The sequence below is a fragment of the Leptospira venezuelensis genome, from assembly GCF_002150035.1.
GTDB lineage: Bacteria > Spirochaetota > Leptospiria > Leptospirales > Leptospiraceae > Leptospira_B > Leptospira_B venezuelensis.
On sequence record NZ_NETS01000010.1, the window covers coordinates 291783 to 308935 of the forward strand.

Annotated in this window: 21 protein-coding genes; 3 read left to right on the top strand and 18 right to left on the bottom strand. The window is 37.7% G+C overall.

Going from position 1 to position 17153, the window contains the following annotated elements; translation table 11 throughout:
* Position 1 precedes the first annotated feature (1 nt).
* The 6 genes from B1C82_RS08570 to B1C82_RS08595 all read right to left on the bottom strand — a co-directional run bounded on the left by B1C82_RS08570 (position 2) and on the right by B1C82_RS08595 (position 5062).
* The gene (locus B1C82_RS08570) at positions 2-1075 is read right to left on the bottom strand and encodes a lipoprotein LipL41 (RefSeq protein WP_086447192.1); all 1074 of its coding nucleotides are present in this window, start codon (positions 1073-1075) and stop codon (positions 2-4) included.
* Positions 1076-1103: 28 nt separating this feature from the next.
* Entirely contained in the window at positions 1104-2234 is a 1131-nt protein-coding gene (locus B1C82_RS08575; protein ID WP_086447193.1) for a metallophosphoesterase, read from the bottom strand.
* A complete protein-coding gene (locus tag B1C82_RS08580; RefSeq protein WP_086447194.1) occupies positions 2231-3067 on the bottom strand; it encodes a bile acid:sodium symporter in 837 nt (278 codons plus the stop codon). Before B1C82_RS08580 ends, B1C82_RS08575 begins: the two co-directional genes overlap by 4 nt.
* A gap of 9 nt (positions 3068-3076) precedes the next feature.
* Positions 3077-3601 (bottom strand): hypothetical protein, encoded by a 525-nt coding sequence (locus tag B1C82_RS08585; RefSeq protein ID WP_086447195.1) that lies wholly within the window; start codon positions 3599-3601, stop codon positions 3077-3079.
* A gap of 8 nt (positions 3602-3609) precedes the next feature.
* Positions 3610-4356 carry a type I methionyl aminopeptidase gene (map, locus tag B1C82_RS08590; protein WP_086447196.1) on the bottom strand — a complete coding sequence of 249 codons (747 nt, stop codon included), beginning with the start codon at positions 4354-4356 and terminating at the stop codon, positions 3610-3612.
* A 73-nt stretch (positions 4357-4429) separates the two neighbouring features.
* Positions 4430-5062, bottom strand: coding sequence for a low molecular weight phosphatase family protein (locus tag B1C82_RS08595; RefSeq protein ID WP_086447197.1), 633 nt, complete (start codon positions 5060-5062; stop codon positions 4430-4432).
* A gap of 115 nt (positions 5063-5177) precedes the next feature.
* On the opposite strand from B1C82_RS08595, the gene B1C82_RS08600 reads away from it, so the two are divergent.
* Positions 5178-5993: an SDR family NAD(P)-dependent oxidoreductase gene (locus B1C82_RS08600; protein WP_086447198.1), complete on the top strand. Its 816-nt coding sequence runs from the start codon at positions 5178-5180 to the stop codon at positions 5991-5993.
* A gap of 1 nt (position 5994) precedes the next feature.
* Here B1C82_RS08600 and B1C82_RS08605 read toward each other — a convergent pair whose 3' ends face one another.
* From B1C82_RS08605 to B1C82_RS08650, 10 genes are all read right to left on the bottom strand, one after another.
* Positions 5995-6753 (bottom strand): amidohydrolase family protein, encoded by a 759-nt coding sequence (locus B1C82_RS08605; protein WP_086447199.1) that lies wholly within the window; start codon positions 6751-6753, stop codon positions 5995-5997.
* A gap of 79 nt (positions 6754-6832) precedes the next feature.
* On the bottom strand, positions 6833-7426 hold the full coding sequence (locus tag B1C82_RS08610) for an RDD family protein (RefSeq protein WP_086447200.1): 594 nt from the start codon (positions 7424-7426) through the stop codon (positions 6833-6835).
* Positions 7427-7436: 10 nt separating this feature from the next.
* The gene (locus B1C82_RS08615; RefSeq protein WP_086447201.1) at positions 7437-7964 is read right to left on the bottom strand and encodes a hypothetical protein; all 528 of its coding nucleotides are present in this window, start codon (positions 7962-7964) and stop codon (positions 7437-7439) included.
* Between the two features lie 138 nt (positions 7965-8102).
* On the bottom strand, positions 8103-8693 hold the full coding sequence (locus B1C82_RS08620) for a glutathione S-transferase family protein (protein ID WP_086447202.1): 591 nt from the start codon (positions 8691-8693) through the stop codon (positions 8103-8105).
* A 66-nt stretch (positions 8694-8759) separates the two neighbouring features.
* Positions 8760-9470: a subclass B1 metallo-beta-lactamase gene (gene bla, locus B1C82_RS08625; protein ID WP_086447203.1), complete on the bottom strand. Its 711-nt coding sequence runs from the start codon at positions 9468-9470 to the stop codon at positions 8760-8762.
* The gene (locus B1C82_RS08630; protein WP_086447204.1) at positions 9467-9865 is read right to left on the bottom strand and encodes an MORN repeat-containing protein; all 399 of its coding nucleotides are present in this window, start codon (positions 9863-9865) and stop codon (positions 9467-9469) included. The genes bla and B1C82_RS08630 overlap by 4 nt, the downstream gene beginning before the upstream one ends.
* A 70-nt stretch (positions 9866-9935) precedes the next feature.
* On the bottom strand, positions 9936-10448 hold the full coding sequence (locus tag B1C82_RS08635; protein ID WP_086447205.1) for a MarR family winged helix-turn-helix transcriptional regulator: 513 nt from the start codon (positions 10446-10448) through the stop codon (positions 9936-9938).
* A 15-nt stretch (positions 10449-10463) separates the two neighbouring features.
* Positions 10464-10991 (bottom strand): acyl-CoA thioesterase, encoded by a 528-nt coding sequence (locus tag B1C82_RS08640; protein WP_086447206.1) that lies wholly within the window; start codon positions 10989-10991, stop codon positions 10464-10466.
* Positions 10992-11388: 397 nt separating this feature from the next.
* Positions 11389-12207, bottom strand: coding sequence for a hypothetical protein (locus B1C82_RS08645; RefSeq protein ID WP_234008245.1), 819 nt, complete (start codon positions 12205-12207; stop codon positions 11389-11391).
* An 86-nt stretch (positions 12208-12293) separates the two neighbouring features.
* Entirely contained in the window at positions 12294-12992 is a 699-nt protein-coding gene (locus B1C82_RS08650) for a hypothetical protein (protein ID WP_086447208.1), read from the bottom strand.
* 174 nt (positions 12993-13166) lie between these two features.
* On the opposite strand from B1C82_RS08650, the gene B1C82_RS08655 reads away from it, so the two are divergent.
* Together B1C82_RS08655 and B1C82_RS08660 are read left to right on the top strand one after the other, a co-directional pair.
* A complete protein-coding gene (locus B1C82_RS08655; protein WP_086447209.1) occupies positions 13167-14066 on the top strand; it encodes a FecR family protein in 900 nt (299 codons plus the stop codon).
* Entirely contained in the window at positions 14063-15301 is a 1239-nt protein-coding gene (locus B1C82_RS08660; protein ID WP_086447210.1) for a hypothetical protein, read from the top strand. Before B1C82_RS08655 ends, B1C82_RS08660 begins: the two co-directional genes overlap by 4 nt.
* Before the next feature lie 96 nt (positions 15302-15397).
* Here the strand turns inward: B1C82_RS08660 and ompL47 are convergent, their stop codons facing one another.
* The gene (gene ompL47, locus B1C82_RS08665) at positions 15398-16435 is read right to left on the bottom strand and encodes a multi-beta-barrel domain surface protein OmpL47 (protein WP_086447211.1); all 1038 of its coding nucleotides are present in this window, start codon (positions 16433-16435) and stop codon (positions 15398-15400) included.
* Positions 16436-16566: 131 nt separating this feature from the next.
* On the bottom strand, positions 16567-17049 hold the full coding sequence (locus tag B1C82_RS08670) for a hypothetical protein (protein ID WP_086447212.1): 483 nt from the start codon (positions 17047-17049) through the stop codon (positions 16567-16569).
* Positions 17050-17153 lie beyond the last annotated feature (104 nt).

A 17153-nucleotide genomic window follows, 5' to 3' on the forward strand; every position in this document is an offset into this window, starting at 1 on the left:
TTTACTTTTCTTGAGATGCCTCTTCTTCTACCGGAGGAGGCGCCATCAATTCCTTGAGCTCTTTCAAATAATCATCTTCTGGGCCGCCTAAACGGATTGCTTCATCATAAAACTCGATCGCTTTTTGGTAATCACCTTCTGAAAAATAATAAGTGGCTAAATTTGCTTTAGCCGCCCAAGATTTCCCCTTCGCTTTTAGATCCGCCTTCTCCCAGGAAATTTTAGCTCTGTTAAAATTCGGATTTTCTCCAGTGACTTCTTCGTATCCTTCTAAAAGGAGAGCTTCTACTTCTGGATTTTCATCTTCCGTAAAAATAGAAATATCTTCTGATTCAACTTTAGGAGAAAGTCTTCTTTGTATTTCAGAGATGGACTCATCTAATGCGGTGGAAAGAGAAGGGAGCATACTAGGACAACTAACGTCCCCTACTCCATTATAAATGATAGAGGGCTTACTTAAAACGGCCTTCATCATTTCTCCAGAATCTATCCGGATCAAATTTGCTTCTATAGGAATATAAACTTTTCGAACGCCCGTCGGCTTTACAATCGGATCACTTACAAGAGAAGACGCCGCTTTACTATACTGCCTATTCCGATCCTTCCCAGCAGCAACTACTTTGAGCACTGCCACCCCAAGAGCAAGATAATCCATTTTAGGTTCTACATAACATTGAGACTCTGGTTGTTTAACGGAAACGTATAAAACTGCGTCTGCATCTAGTATTTCTCCAATCTTCTTTCTGTTCTTTTGTATCCCTTCTAAAGAAAGATCTTTTGTTTCAAGAACATCTGCTCTATCTTTCAGATCCAAAATTTTAAAGTAAGAATCTTGAGAAAAACTTTCATAAATTTTTGCAGGCGCTAGTAATACGAAAGATCGATTACTTTCATGTTTCCATATTTCTGAATTCATTGGTTCCAGAACGAATGCGACTGTCTTTACACCATTTAAGAATTGTTTTAAGTCTCTTCCCTCTTTTGTAGGAGGGTACATAGGATATTCTACCGTTACTGATTGGCAGGTCACAAAGACTGAAAGTAAGCAGAATAAAAAGACTAACGTGAATCGCATATCCGATCGGACCCTTTCTACTTAAATTTTAGATCCCGTTTTTTACGGTTTCTTTTGTCGAATTCGCGGGCAGTAGCTCCAACAAAATCAAATGAGGTCTTGCTCCGAATCGAATTCGAGGCGCCACATGACCTTCTGCCCCTAAACCTCTACTTACTATTATATCAGTATTTTCGTAAGCGTTCAATCCCCCGGCAGCAATAAGACGAGGAACTCTAGAAAGAGTTAAGATTGGGCCCAGAAAAGGAACCTGAACCTGTCCACCATGAGTATGTCCTGCCAAGATCAAATCCACTTTTTCATTCGGTTGGTGCATAACAGAATCAGGGTAATGGCTAATCAGGATAGAATAGATATCCTCTGGGATTTCCCTTCTCAAACTCCAGATCAAAGTTTTGTTCCTGTAATCAGGTAAGCCGAGTCCGATCAAACCGATCTTATTTTCCCCTATCCGGATTACCTTTGATTTTCGATCCCAAAGAATCGATCCAGTCTTAGCAGAAAAATCAGTATAACGTAATATATGATCCACATCACCGGTAACAAAATAGAATCCATTATTATATTTAAATTCTTTCAAGTATGAAGTTACAATCGGATATAAGGAGACATGATTCATTACATCTCCAGTGAACAATATCAGATCCGGTTGGAAACGATTCGACTCTTCTCTAACTTCTAAGTGTAAACTTCTAATATCATCCGTTTGAAGATCAGAAATATGTACAATTTTAATCGGAGAAACTATCTTATCAGATTTGATTTGTATACGTTCTACATCCAGATAGTTCGGCTCCCAGACCTCGGAGTAAAATTTGATACAAACCAGAAAAATAGAAGCAAACAAGAATATAATTCTTTTCGAAAATACAAAATGAACTATGCCAAAGATTGGAAGAGCAACTGTTAAAACAGTCCAGGCGATCCTAACTCGAATAAAAGAACTTACATCCAAAAAGAATGGGATAGTAGATGCAAGAATCAGATAGATTAACACAAGAATTAGAATTCTTTTATAAAAGGAAAGATCCCATTCGTTTGAGAAGATCGACTTCCTCTTGTTTCCCGAAAACAGGAGCAAGAATAATATAAATGTGAAAATGACTAAAACATCTATTATGAAATTAGATTTAGAGTATGTATTCAAATAGAAATTCATGTTTGGATCTTCTTCTTACCGTTCCAAAATTCTGCGGCCATGGCGCTAATTAAATACATTACTGTCCCGTACATAAGAACAGTAAGCAACGTTTCACTTTGTTTGAGATGCAGTTCTGCAAGAAGTAGCGCTAAGGACAAACTTCTGATCCCTGAAACCATAGATAAGGAAGCTCTAACTTCCTGAGTGGAACTAAACAAAAAGATTCCGGGAAGAAGAGAAAGTCCCACCGCAATAGCAGCGCCAATCCAAACGATCCATCCTAAACTCAGCGCATATTCTCCATACTGAACGATTAAAAGTAAGATCGATAATACCAAACAAATTGTGCTGAATTTCTCTACCCAAGAAGCAATTGAATCAGAGAATTTAGGAAAGAAATATTTACTAAGAAGTCCAAGTAGCAATGGTAAACCTTGCAAGAAGGTGCCGATCAAAAAAAGTTTTAAGAAAAGATCAAAATTAAAGCCTGAACCGCCTTGGTAGATTGAAAATATTAAAGGGGTCAAAATTGTATTCGCGCCATTCAATAATGCGATCAGCATTCCGCCTAACGCAGGATTCCCTTTTGCTCTTAATACAAATAACCCTCCCGAGGCTCCCCCGGGAGAAGCAGCACAAAGAAAAATTGCAGCAAAAGCAAGTTCAGGTACTCCTAAAAGTTTTCCTGTAAAGAATACCGAAATAGGCAGTATCCCAAAATTCCAAAAGAAAGCGAATACTAAGATCGGAATAAACTTGGACCAAGCGCCCAATTCCTTTTTTTCTATCCTCAACCCCAAACCATACATAGAGGAAAGGGAAAGAAGAATGAGAACGATCCGTATTAACATTTTCTAATTTTAAGAAAGACTTTTTTTAAGAAAACTTCTCTCTTTGATCGTTTGAGAAATAAAACTTGAAATCGCAAAGAAAAATGCAAACCCAAGGAAAAAATACGGCGCGATAGATACTTGATCTTTAGGGATATTACCCTGTACTAACATCCCATAAAATGCTACTACGAGCAATGCGGCAGGAACAGTGAGCACAGAGCCTATATTAATGAATAATTTATACTGAATTGATCCGTTCTCTGTCTTCTTCGCGTAGCCAAAAGACCATAACCAGTTTCTATGTTTTGCCAGTTGTGAGGCATTTTGGAAAAGAAGTTTGTCCCCTTCCTTTTGAACTGCATATCCTGCTTTTTCAAATTGAGAAGAAGCAGAGTTGATATCCGATTTTAATTCTCCAGATAAAATAGCAGGGAAGAAGGAGCCAAAATATTTTTTTGAAAAAGTTTCCTTATGTTTTCTGTCCCATAAAGAAACAACAAATACTAGAATGAAAATTAGGATCGGTAGTAAGTTTAAAATAATAGTGATCATCTTTGTTTTTATGCCGCTGTTAAAATAATCGGTCCAAGCTCAGTAACTACTACAGAATGCTCGAACTGAGCAGTGTAAGAACCGTCAGGAGTTTTTAAAGTCCATCCATCCGATTGTTCCACAAAGTCTTCTGCTCCAGTCGAAACAAAAGTTTCCACTGCAATGACCTGTCCAGATTTTAAAATTCGCTTATCTCTTGGTTCATAATAATTACAAATATCGAATGGTTCTTCGTGGAGAGATTTTCCGACTCCATGTCCACATAAGGTTCGGATCACTTTGTATCCATTTTTCTTGGCTGTGTTCTCAATTGTTCTACCAATTGAATTCAGTTTTTCTCCTGTTTTTACACCTGAAAGAGCAAGTTTTAATGCTTCGGAAGAAACATCTAAAAGTTTACTTAATCCTTTATCATCCTTACCTACAATCAAGGTAAAACCTGTATCCGCAAAATATCCGTTTAACTCTAAAGAAACATCTAGGTTCAGAAGATCGCCTTCTTTTAAGATACGATCACTTGGAATTCCGTGCGCAATCTCAGTATTCAAACTGATACAAGTGTATCCTGGAAATTTATACATGAGCTGAGGAGCACTTCTCGCCCCGAACTTAGAAAAATAAGAATGCGCAATTCGATCCAATTCTCTAGTGCTAATCCCTGGTTTAGCAGCTTCTCTCATCTTAACCAAAGTTTCAGCAGTGATCTTGCCAATCCTTTGTAATGCTTCCAGATCTTCTTTATTACGAACCGTCATATATATTAATTCTACAGAGAGAAATTAGGTGGCAAACGATAAATATAGGAATTCCAACGAGAATAGAAAGAATCTAAAGTTTCTGTTTCACTTCCCGGAAAGTATAAAGAAGTTCAGAAGCAATCTGATCGCAGGTCTGTAAATACTTCTCCACAGGATTTTCTGAATCATCTGCAGATTTAGGATCTTCGAACGGAAGAGAGATTCTTGCTTCTGCTCCAGGAACATAAGGGCAAGACTCATCTGCTTGAGAACAAACCAAAACAGCAATAAACTCAGAGGCAGGATTCGGAGCATCTTGGAATTTTTTGGAATAAGCGATCAATGCAGGGGTTCCATCAGCCCACCAAATTGAATACTTAGGATTACGAGGAGGTCCTTGGTTTTCCAAACGAAATCCACAATTCTCCAAAGCCTTTTCAGCATTTGGATGTAACTCGGTGACACTAGTTCCACCAGAAAAAGATCTAACTCCTGGAAAATCAAAATAGTGAGGGATACAAGCTGCAAATGCCTGAGCAATCTGGCTCCTTCTCGAATTGTGAGTACATATAAAAACTAAATTCGCTTTTTGTTTGGCCTCGAAAGATTGTAAAATAAAATCCGCTAATGAAGAAAGTATGGCTTTTCTTTCCTTAGGGATCTTATCGATCAAAGAAAGTTTCGCATCCAAATATGTTTTCAATGGTTGGAATAAGGGAGACATTTCGGAAATACTAAGTTCCTTTTTCAAAGGAGCAAGCTAGATTTTTTAAGTTTTGAAAGGCTTTGACAGATTTCAGATCCTCATGGATCTATTGCGAAATCAAAAAGGAAGCTAAATGAAAACCGATAACTCCTCAAAGACAGTTTTAATCACCGGAGGGTCTTCCGGGATAGGTAAAGAACTTTCTATCTTATTATATAAACAAGGTTATAACGTACTAGTAGTCAGTGTTTCCAAAGAAGAATTCAAACTTCTTCATAAAGAATGTAAAGAGATCAAATCTTCGGGAAAATTAGAAACCTTAGAGGCTGATCTCACTAAGACAGAAAATATCCCTAAAATTCTAAAATGGATTTCCAAACTTAAATTGGAAGTTGATGTCTTAGTTAATAATGCAGGATTCGGCCTTTGGGGAAAGTCGTGGGAACTTTCTCCCGAAAAAGTGGATTCTATGCTTTACCTCAATGTAAACGCGGTTACGAGACTTTCCAATGAATTTTCTAAAAGAATGATAGAACGTAGAAATGGTTTTATATTGAATGTAGCATCTACCGCTTCTCTGCAACCTCTGTCTTATATGGCAGCCTATGCTGCAAGCAAAGCTTATGTGGTCAGTTTTTCGGAAGCATTAGCAGCAGAACTTGCTCCCTTTGGAGTTAAACTTGGGATATTATATCCAGGAACAACTAAAACAAATTTCCTTTCAGTGGCAGGAATCCATAAAGACAACAAAAAAGGTGGCTTAGGAAATCTCGCTTACTCGATTGCAATGGATCCTAAAGACGTGGCAAAGGTTGCATTCAAGGCAATCCAAAATGAAACCAAAAGATCGGTTCCGGGATTTATGAATAAGACACATTATTATTCTACGAAAATTTTCCCTTCCTGGATCGTAAAAAAAATAGCAGATCGGATCTTTAAAAAAGAGTAATTTATACCCTTACGTTTACACCGTAAAAATCAAGAGCGTTAGAATATAATATTTTATGCAATAACTCGCCCTCGAAAGTATCTGTCACTAGATGCAGATCTTCTTCAGTAAATGGAGCAGGCGAGCGTGTAGATGGAAGATCTGTTCCGAACATCAATGCATCCGGATTGATATCCGCAATTTCCGTCAAAGCAGATCGTATATCAATATTTGTCCTGCCGAATCCAGTCGCTTTTACTCTTACTCCTTTCTTCACTAATCTCAGGATAGTGGAAAAACCTTCTTTTGATAATCCTAAGTGATCTATGGAAACTTTAGGAAGAGACAATAACACTTCTTCTAAAAATTCGTCTATCTCCTTGGCATCTATGTACAATTCAGTATGCCAACCCGCTAAATCATAAACCCTGGCCCCCATTTCCTTAATTTTGGAAATCTCCTCAGAGCCGCCTCTTCTTACGTTAAATCTAACTGCTCTTACTCCTGATTCGTGAAGGGAAAGTATTTCGGAATCTTTCGTATTTGCCGGAAGTTGTGTTACACCTACATAATTTTTTCCTAATATGGAAAGTGCATCCAGCAAGTAAGTTTGATCGAACGCTTGAAAAGATCCGGAGACAACAGCACCTCCTTTGATCCTAAGCCAATCCGCTTGCTTATTATAGTCTGAAACCGTAAATGGCTCCGGTAAAAACCCATGATTGGGCACCAAAGGAAATCTTGGATCTATGATATGAAAATGACAGTCGAAGATCCGCATCTCCGTAGTATAACATTTACGGAATATGAGTCAAGAGATTGTGGCTAGAAATTAATTTCCTTAAAAGTATTAAAAAGGCTTATTCTTCTTTAAAACGAAGCACTCTGGTCCCTGCAAAAAGATCGTGTAATGCGGTCCTTTTGTGAGAAAAGAAGATATAAAGCACTGAAATCCCATAATATAAAACAGAATCCCAGAAGGTAAAATTATCCAAAGGATTCAATTTATTTAAGATCCTATGAACGCCGGCCCAAGGTAAACCTTCCATCTCGGCCTGATGTTCCATAAATATCCTGGAATCGTATACAGCACTCATGATCGTTACTAAAGACAAAGTAAGCTCAGGTATAGTCCTGGCAAAAGATCTGATCCAGCCTAAGCGACCTTTAGAAGCATCAGTAACGATGATCCCTGCAAATGCCTTTCCTATCGTTCTGCCGTATAACGCATGCATTACGAATCTATACCCGACATAAAGTAAAGAATGTAAGGCCGTATAGAAAGGAAGCAGCTCATATACCATCTTATTATGGTAATAGAAAACCATAATTTGAGGGAGCAAGATAGGACATAGGATCAAAGTATCTAAAATTAAAGCATAAACTCTTCTGCTCAAACTAGCATATGCCAAATGTTTCTCTTCTATATTAATTTTTTCAAATATACTCTTCATCTGTAAGCAATTATAGTGTATTTCTAAAATGAAAAACGAACCATCTTAGTTCTTTGCCACTTTCGCAAAGATAGAACCCGTCTTTATGAGCTACAACAGAAGGATTCTTAGAAATTTCCGCCCAAAAACCTTTAGAACAAGGCTCCCACCAGTCCGGCTTACAATTTCCCTGGTCAAAATTTTCCGGCCAATCGCTCGGATAAGAATCGAATCTGTGATTTAAACCTGGATGATTTTTAAATCTTTCCAGAATCGTTTTCCTAAACTCGGAACCTTCTATCTTGTATTTTGAAAAAACAATCCAAGATTCTCTAAATCCGCACCGTTTTATAAAGTAATCTGATACACCGTTGGGAATTCCCAGGATCCCGAACTTTTCCGCCTGGGCTTGCGTTAGACCCTTAAATTCAAAACGATCCGTAAAGACATGATCCTCAGAACCAGTCCGAGAGAAAAAATATAAAGAAATCCCAAAGACAATAAGTATAACAGCAATACCGCACGTTAGTAAAATTTTGGAAATGGAATATTTCGTCATTTTTTTCGCCGGGATCGGATCGGCCGAATCTTAACGGTAGAATATGAAAACCAAAAGCAAGGAATCAAGGAGAATTTAGAAAAGCATGCTTACACGCTTCTTCCAATCCGGAATGTATTTCCTTCTGATATAAGCCTCTCAGTATATCGGAATAAAACCTGGGATCTCTCTGACCCTTCTCAACCAAGAATTCAGGTTTGGAAAATTTGAAAGTGGAAAATGACCTTCTTCCGCCACATGTGTATATGCAAAGAGAGAGATATCAGCAATGCTGGGTCTTTCAGAACCGAAGAATCGATTTTTGGCAAGATGGTCATCCATAATCTTAAGAGCATCAAGACCCTTAGTATGATTACTTGGAATTTTAGGATCATCCTTTTTATTTTGAAAATGTATCAGCCAACGATTCACTGCGATATAAGGCTCATGGCTATACTGTTCAAAAAACATCCATTGTAGAATCCTTGATTGGTCCAACAAGTCGTTCGGGAAGAAGTTAGTTTCTTTTGCTAAGAAATATAAGATGGCATTCGATTCCGAAAGAAATTCTCCAGAGTCTAGCTCCAAAAGAGGGACTTTACCCACTGGGTTCTTAAGAAGAAATTCCTTTGTTTTAGTCTCACCTTTCCTGGTATCAGTTTCAATCCATTCATAAGGAATTTTCAAAATATGTAATAATAATTTAATTTTATAACAATTCCCAGAAACGGAAGTACCGTAAACCTTCATGTTTAGTCTCTTTCAATTTAAGATCTCACGAATTTAAACGTTAAGCGAAGATCCGCAATGAAAAAATTACTTAGAAACTTTTAACAATTCTAAAGTCCGTTGCAGACTTTCTTTTCCTCCCCAGGATTGATGACCCGGAACTAAAATAGAAATTTTCGGAAATATTCTTTCTAATCTGTGAATTGTTTTAGGCCACTCCATAAGATCCGCATCTTTAATGTTGCCGATCTCATTTGATTCTATACTTTTAACCAAACAACCACCGAATAAAATTTTAGATTCTGGAAGCCATACAACCAAATTGTCTTTAGAATGACCTGCTCCAAGGAAGAAAGTCTCTATCTTAGTTTTACCAAACAATAGAAGTTCCTTATCTTTTAAGGATTTTTCAGGAAGAGACTTACCTTCTTCTTTTAAAAAAGAAATAGTTCGTTTACCTGCATAAGAAGGAATATTTAGTTTTTTCAATACTTCTATTCCTCCGGCTCTGTCCTCATGAAAATGAGTGATAATAACAGCAATCACAGGCTTTTTCAGATTATTGGAAACCCAATCCAAAAGCTGAGAAGTTTGCTCTTCTCCCCAAGCAGTGTCTATTAGAATGACACCTTCTGTCGTATCGATTGCAAGCCCGTTAGAAGGAAAGTAACCTTCTTTTAGAAGTTTATAAGAAGTGTGCACATAGATATTTTTTCTTATCTCTGAAACCTGAATCTTTGGCTCTTCCGCATGAATGGAAATGGAGAATACAATTAATAAAAAGATAATATATTTCATTTTAAATTTTTAACCAAAACCTGACCATCATCCTTCCACTGACCTTCAAAAATTAGATTTCCTTCCGAGTCAGTTAATTTGCCATAGCCATTCCTCTTATTCAATTTCCACTCTCCTTCATAAATAGTACCATCAGCGTATTTATAAATACCTTTACCTTCTTTATTGCCTCGATTCCAATCGCCGTCATAAGATTCTACACCACCAAGTACAAGCGTGCCTTTACCATGAGCTAAACCATTCTGGAAGCTGCCATCATAACGATAGGATCCGGACAGAACCTTAGTCCCAACACCATTTTTACAATCGCCTGAAACGCAGCTTGGAGAGAAAAAATAATATGCAAAAAATAGAACAACAGGGATCAGAAGGATAGGATAAAAGTTTTTGTTCATAGATTTAAGAAATTGATCAAAAACACTAAAATTTCATATTATGAAAAAATAAACTAATGAATTTTTAGGTTCAAGATTCGGATTTGGAATATTCTTTAAAATTTCTTTTACGAACGATCGAATTCAATCTTTTCAGTAATCTTTTCAGATCGTCTTCTCCCATCGCCTCTGTCACTGCAGCCTGGGCTTCTTCCCAAATAGGATAAGCGATCCTCAAAGCCTCCAAACCTCTTTGAGTTAAAACAACTTTTCGAGCCCTTTTATTTTCAGAAGGAACATCAGCAACATAGCCTAATTCTTCCAAGGGGGTCAAGTTGCGAATTAAAGTAGTTCTATCTAAGACGAGAAGGTCTGCTAATTCAGCAAGACCAAGGCCGTCCGTCGCACCAAGAGTATGCAATAAACTGAATCTTTGGGATGTAAGACCAGCCTTCTCCAATTCCCTATCATAAAATTGAGTAACTGCCCGGGAAGCCCTGCGTAGATTAAAGTTCACACAACTTAAACCAGCGCTAAGCATATCCGCTTTGCTCGGAAATTTTTCGGACTTCCGAGCTATAGTGTTTTGAGACTTCTTAGACATAGGATCAAAAAGACATCAGTCTTGGGAATATTTTCCCTCCGATACTTGTTTTCGCAACTGTTTTACCCGGTCTTCGAATGAGCCATCATCAAGACCTGGCTCACTGAACACGAAACTTCCTAAAAAGGACATCATCTCTTGGTCATGACGAACAGGACGTCCCTTTTGAAGATCGATAAAGGAAAACTGAGCCCTCAAAACGGCCTTCAAACGAGATCCTTCCTTATCTAAAAGTAAGTATTCATTATGGATTGTCGCCGGAGTCAGCTTAATCAAACGAGTCACGATTTTCACTACATCATTCTGTTTGACCGGTTCCAGATACTGAGTCTCCACCTTACTCACGACCCAAGATTTACCAGAACTCGAACCATAATCATAAAAATCAAAATTAGCAGTTTCCCTCAACTGCTCAGAACGAGCCTCCAAAAAATAATCCATATATCTAGCATTGTTCAAATGCCCGAAAGGATCACAATCCTGGAAACGTATCCTTGCAAAACTATGAGGGGAAAGCACCGGTTTATCAATCGTCAATTCCATAACGAATCTCCAAAGAGAATATTGTGCATTTACATATATGTAATTACACATGTGTAACTACAGGAATTAGACTTCTCCGAAACTCAGTCAAGGCAAAAAATGTATCCCGTCTTGTTGGAATTTTAACAGAAATCGCCAGGTTTAAATTCGGCCGCGACCTCGCGAACGACCCATAGGGATCGAAGATAACCGTAATGCAAGCAGAGTAAGGTCCCCGAACAATCCGCAGGATGTAAATTGTAGGAGCTCCTACAAATAGTGCTGTAAAAAATGTTTGTGAAAAATGCGAATTTATGATAAGGGAATGGGAGCTTTCCCACGGGCCACTCCCCCCAATCCCAACGCAGGGCGGGGGCCGCCCCGAATCCATGTAGGAACTCCTACACAAAATTTAAAATCAATTTAACTTCAAAGGAAGAAGGTCCAGCAATTCAGACCAACGTTTTTTCTCTTCAAAACTTATCTTATTCCTTTTATCATATCGAATATTATAAATTCCGAATTCTCCCCTATATAACTTAGCAACTTGGGAAGAAGAGGTCTGTTTACCACAACCGGAATCTTCCCATGAATAAGTAATTTTCCCGGATTTCTCTGACTCCAGATTCCAAAGAATATTTGGACATTCCTTCTTCTTACCTGATTCCAATAATAAATAAATTTCAGAAGGAGAAGAAGCTCTCACCTTATAAACATGAATAGAAAGCATTTCATTCCAAAATATTAAAGACTCGGACTTAGGAACATATTGTAATAACACTTGGTCCATTCTATCCACATCGGAGACCAATTTCCATTCTCTTCCATCCAAACGAATGGATTCTCCCTCTGCTTCTATCGAAAGATCTTTTCTAAGTTGTCTTTTTTCGGATTCATGAATTAAAACTTCTGATTGTAAGTGAGTAACCTGCCCATTGTCATTTCTTAATTCGATCCGAATCCATTTATGAGTAGTTCCGATCTTTCGGATCCAATCCTTGTTACTGAGAATTTCTGCCTTAAATTTTAATAGAATAGGACCAGGTTGAAGTGACTTCTCTTGCCGAAACAATAAGATATCGGAAGAATTATCAGTTAATTCAAATCCTTCCAGACCAGTTAAAAATTGATTTTTTACTATCCCTTTAAGGAAGATCTCAAACTTCCCCTGTTCCGTTTTATAAAATACTTTTTCTATTTTAAACCAATCATTTTCAGTTTTTTTCTTGCGGACCATGTCCGGGAAACAAAAAGAAAATAAAAATATGCAAAAAAATAAAATAAATATTTTAGAATACGATGTTTCGGAAGAAAAATCTAAATTCAATCTGCAATAAACCTTCTTCGAATAGAAACGAGATGAGCAAATAAGACGGAAGGAACTATAAAGGAAGGCAACCATACGTACGGAAATTGAAATACTGCAATATTTGGTCTTTCAAAAGATAATTTTTGGAAAGGTCCGGAAGCTGATAAGATCCCCAAGATTACTATATTCAACAAAAATAAAAGGCCCGCTATATTCCAAAACAAAATCCAATTTTTAGATGAAGTCGGTTTATTCAAAATAAAATAAGCAGCAATTGGAGCAGTTAAACCAATTAAAATGTCAAAATTCCAACCAGCAAATGTCATGTTGATTGGGACCCATCCATACATTGCCAGCCAGTATAAAACAAGCTCGACTGGTATCCTTGCCAGATGTAAGTAAGTCAAATTTTCCGCAGGAATCTGATCTATCCATGCTCTACTAGAAGGAAAAATAAAAAGTGTAACTAAGAACAAGATTGGAGGAACCACCATACATAAAAATCTGGGCGGAAAAGAATCAGTGACCAGATAAAATCCAGTTCCACTTAATACCCCTTGTAGCGTAAGCCATGCTGCTAAAGCCAAAAGGATCAAAGAAGAACCGATCCAATTTTTTCTAGAACCCAGGACAAGTGAGAAAAAATATCCCAAGATAGCAAATACCGTAGAACCGAAAATTATTGGAACAAGTGGTGGAAGATGGGCCGACATTACGATCTCAAAATGAGGCCCAAATCATTGGAATTTCAGAAAATAAGGCAATCATTTTCCTCGAAATTATGGCCAATTCTTTCTTATCCTTTTTCGCCTAAGCACCGTATTTTGTTGGAATTCCCTTAAGATTCCCTTCTAATACAAGGTTAGAACTAGTTTCCAGGATAAACCATGGCTTCTCAGAATTTCCCTTTTTCGATCTCCCGATCTAAACTGTTTCAATTTTTTGCAATCCTACTCATTTCAGTTTCTTTAATAGGTCTTCTTGCTGAACCTAAAAAAGGAGTACATGAAGACGTTTTCGAATACAAGGTTAAGAAGAACGATACCTTATCTAAGATCGCAAAAGAATTCTTACAAGACCCAAGAAACTGGAAAGAATTATTAAAATATAATGAAATTCCAAACCCTTCTTTGATTCGCGAAGGCACTACTCTTTTCATTCCCGGCTTTTTAAGAAAGGATACTATCTCTGCAACAGGAGAAATCATAAAACCGAACGCTGGTCCTGTAGCAGTTGCTGACTTCCAGAGAGGACAGGTTCAATTTTCGAGAGATTTTACTCCAACCGGACTTCCTGCAAGTTGGACCAAACTGTCCAAAGACCAATTATTGAATATGGATGATTGGGTCCAAACAGGGCAAGGATCTTCTTCAAAAATTATATTCACCAAAAACGGAACGGTAGTAGAGTTAAGAGAGAAAACCTTAACTAAGATCGTAAAAACAACTCCTGAATCTATATCAGAATATAAACTGAATAAAGACGGAGGAATTCTAGAACTTAAGTCCGGATATCTAGAAGCCAAAGTGCCTCCTAAAAAACCGGGAGATGATACTCGTAAGTTTACAGTAATAACTCCTACCGCAGTAGTGGGAGTAAGAGGAACCGAATTATACGTAAATGCTCCTGATCCTGAAAACACTACAGTGGGATGCTATAAAGGGGAATTAGAAGTTTCTGCAGAAGGAAAAACAGTGGCGGTCCCTGCAGGATTTGGAACTACTGTGGTAAAAGGGCAAGCTCCTTCTAAGCCGGAAAAACTTCCCGAAAAGGTTGAGTTAGAGTGAGAATTCTGCATCAGAATATTATAAAATATAAATTTTCATTTTTATTAACTATTCTGCTTCTTCTTTCGGGAGAGGCATTTTCCGAACAACAAAGAGTAAGCCTTCGCTGGAAACCCAGCCAAGGCGCTGAATCTTATCTGATTGAACTTTCAGAAGATAGGGAATTCCTAAGAGTTCACCATTTTTATAAGACTAAAAACTTCCGTTATGAATTCAATTCGCAAGATTCTAAATTTTTTGTCCGTGTAGTCGGGATCAATATGGATGGAGGCCGAGGAGTTTCTTCTCCCATAATTTCCTTAGCGGATAAATTTGCAGCAGCACCCAAGGTAAAAGTAGAAAGACCTTCCACAGTTGTTGCTTCCTCAGAAGAATTGCGAATCTCACTGGGTGATCCTAAAACTAACGGACCTTCTACCAATTCCCCCGGATACCCAAATTCTCAAAAACAAGTCCCTGTCTCTACATATTATAGAGTGAATGGAGGAGAATGGCAGAGATATGATGGCTCCATTTCTCTTTCCCAAGAGGGCTGGAATGAGGTGGAATTTTATTCAGAAGATATCTTAGGAAATAAAGAAGTACCTAAAAAGACAAAGTATCTTAAAGATACAACCGCTCCCCAAGTTCGCTTGATTGGAGAAAAAAAAGGACAATCTGGGTTAATAGAGATTAAATCCGGAGCAGAACTTACATTACAAGTTACTGAAGAAGGTTCCGGTATGGAAGAGATCACAATCAATCTTGCAGCTAGAGATGGAAGCGGAGCGGAAGTGAATCTTACTCTTTCAGGTGAGGAATCCAAAAAACCCATTAAAATTTCTTCCTTAGGTATTGACGGGCTTTCTATTCTTCGTTGGGAAGCAAACGACAAAGCAGGAAATTATATCCAATCAGAAATTCCGTTGTTGATAGATGCAAAACATCCTGCATGCGTTTTCGCTCCAACAGAAGGCAAACTCAGAGAAGACGGTATTTATTATCTAAAAGAAAACGGACTCATTTCAATTCGATGCGAAGATCCTGGTACGGGATCTGGACTTTCCAAATTGGAGTACAAGATTGGAAATGGTGCCATTCAACCTTATCATTCTCCAATTGGATTCAATACTGGAATTCACACGCTGACGGTTTACACTTCAGATAGAGTTGGAAACCAAGCAGAGTTTAAGATTAAAGTGAATGCGATAAAACCGGATTGGCAAAAGACAGGATCCGAATTTCAAGAAAAATAGTTTATTAGATTATTATAAATATCCGCATTTGTACGGATAAAAAAGAAAAGCAGAGGGACCCGTATTATTACCGGATCCCTTTTTTGCTGGTGAATTCTAATTTTCTGTGCTTGGTGTAGCAGCCGAACTTGCAGGTTTAGCCGCCGGAGCAGGAGCGCTTGGTTTATTATCCACTTTTTGGATCTTAGTTTCAGGCGGAGTGGTATCTACGATAAAAGTGATCCGCTTCACTTCACTTTCGTTACCTACTGAGTCCACCGATTTAGCCTCAATCGTGTGATTCCCTTGCGCTTCTACAGAAACAGGATCAGCATAGGATTTCCATTCGCCTGAATCTAATTTGTAAAATATCTGTTTAATTCCGGATAATGTATCGGAGGCCTTAATAGTGAATGCATTTCCACTTTTTACAAAAATTTTATCTTTTACGGTCACAAGTGCTGAACCAAAAAGTTCAACCAACGGCTTCTCTTGATCCACAGTTACTGCCAAAACCGAATCGGTTGAAGTATTTCCAGACTTATCAGTTGCAGAAAACTTAATAGTATTTACTCCAGCTTTTTCTAACTGTATCGGCCTGCCATCGTACACTTTAGATTCAGAACCATTGATAGAAATCTTGATATCTTGAACTCCGGCCAAATTATCTTGAGCAGTAATAGAATAAGTTAAAGCTTTAGTTGCATAGTTTGTATTTTCGTGAACTACAAGTGCTGCATTTGGAGTAATTTTGGTAGAAGGAGGTGTATTATCCACAAGAACGTTAAAATGTTTTTCTGGTTCTTTATTTCCCGCTTTATCCACCGCTCTGTAAGTAATCTTAGTCAGACCTTCTCTAACCAATGTGATAGAAGAAACATATTTAGTATAATCTCCAGATCCGATCTTGTATTCAATATAATCTACAGTGGAGCCTTCATCCTTAGAGTTAAATTCGAAAGATGATTGAGAGTTGATGTATAAATCAGGTTTTTCTCCGGAAGACGATTCTCTTTCTGTTCCGGACGGCTTACTAGTTTCTGTCTTAGGTGTGGTAGATTTCGGAGCAGTTGTCGTACTCGGCGAAGTTTGAGCGAAAATAGCGCTGGAGACTAGCGTACTTGCTAGAAGGCCCCATAAGGGATTGCGATTCATTCTTTTCTCCAAAGGAAAATTAGTGTTATCACTGTTTGACGAGAAAATACACAAGGAATCTTCCTTCTCTTCGTGAGAAATTTGAAAAAATTCCGGCTAAATTTCGTTAACTTTCCGAGAAATAAAATCCGCTATTTCTTTTCTTTTTTAGATAAGGACCCAGATTTCCAATATTTATAAACTGGCAAAAAACTGCTTAAAACAGGCAATAACATCAATATAGCGTAGGATCGAGAAAACAGACTTATTGCCTCATTTTGGACCACAACCGTAGTATTATACAAAGTAAGATCGGAATCAATCACTACGCATAAATCTTGATTTTGTAATGTAGAATATACGAAATAAACAGGGATATAAGCTACATAAAAATACAGACAGATAAGAAATGGAAAAGCGACGAGAGCCTGCCCTACTAAACCTCCAGCAGGAATCCCGAACCATATTAAGAAAAGGCAAAATACGGAAACTATAAAAGAAGCCTGAGTAAATAGAAGATAAATACTGTCGTCACCTTTAGTGCAAGTCCCCGATTCTGCAAGGATGATGCATAACGGAATGAGTAAAAATAGAAGGTCTCCGAACCAGAATAGAATTTTCTTGAGTATATTCATTTATTTTGACAAAAATTCCTTTAGAGCCAATGCGTTATTATATTCCAAATTTTCAGATGAATATAAAAAGGTGACCACTTTTTCATTCAAAGATGGGTTTAGTT